Here is a 927-nt window from a genome sequence, read left to right as displayed (position 1 = left end):
TTATTACGGTCCGGGCCCTTGACCAAGGTCAAGGCGCGGCCAATGGCCAGATGGTGTGTCGCTAGGGGTGTTCGCTCTCGCCCGGTGTCGCGGTGTCGGCCATCTGGTATGTCACTTATGAAATTCGCCGACGTGGTCTGTTGGCTCGAAGGGCGCGCAGCCCTCGCGAGACTAGGACATTTGCCAGCGAATCGGAAGCCAAGGCGTTCGCACGGTCAAAACTGGACGAAGGGCTGGTCGTGTTCGCCGGCACCATCAATCCGCACCTCCCCAGGCAATTGATCCCCTCGCAGAACATGGCCGATTGGCTCGTCGAACAGTGAGCCGGCTCCGGCGCTTCCTCTTCGACAGAACGAGCTTCGTGCTGCACCGAATGTTGAAAGCAGAGTCCGCGCACGGTGTTCGTTTGCCCTTGAGTGTTGCCATTTTGGCACGCCCTTATTCGTGACTCACATCTAGGCTTCGACCACCGTCCCGATTGGGCGAGCGCAAGGACTGCTTTTCTCGATTAACGCGAAGAGACCCGGAGATCATTCCATGAAGAGATTTTTGCTTTCTGTTGCCGCGATTGTCGGCATGGCCACGCCGGCGTTGTCGGCTGACATGGCCGTCAAGGCGGCGCCTGTGCCGGTTCCTCCGCCGGTCTACAACTGGACCGGCTTCTATATCGGTGCGAATGGCGGTTGGGGTGAGAGCCGGACCTGCTGGGATTTCCTCCCCGCCCTCGGAGGTGTCGTGGCCGACGGGTGCAGCTCGCGCTCGGGTGGCGTTTTCGGCGGACAGCTCGGCTATCGCTGGCAGGCAGGCCAGTTTGTCTTCGGCCTGGAAGGACAGGGTGATTGGGCGGACCTGAAGAGCTCGCGCCTCAGCCTGATCGATCCGAGGTTCTCGACGACAACGAAGACCGACGGACTGGGTCTCTTCACC

At 60.9% G+C, this 927-nt stretch carries 2 protein-coding genes; both read left to right on the top strand.

Translation table 11 applies throughout. The annotated features are described in order from the left end of the window. The first annotated feature begins 92 nt into the window (after nucleotides 1-92). Entirely contained in the window at nucleotides 93-323 is a 231-nt protein-coding gene (locus PMN64_RS42905; protein ID WP_411785127.1) for a hypothetical protein, read from the top strand. A 214-nt stretch (nucleotides 324-537) separates the two neighbouring features. Then, on the top strand, nucleotides 538-927 hold a 390-nt coding region (locus tag PMN64_RS42900), incomplete at its 3' end, for an outer membrane protein (RefSeq protein ID WP_411785126.1).

The organism is Bradyrhizobium sp. UFLA01-814 (assembly GCF_046718885.1).
GTDB classification, from domain to species: Bacteria; Pseudomonadota; Alphaproteobacteria; order Rhizobiales; family Xanthobacteraceae; genus Bradyrhizobium; species Bradyrhizobium elkanii.
Note: the sequence above shows the minus strand (reverse complement) of the source record. Positions and strands in the feature narration are given on the sequence as shown.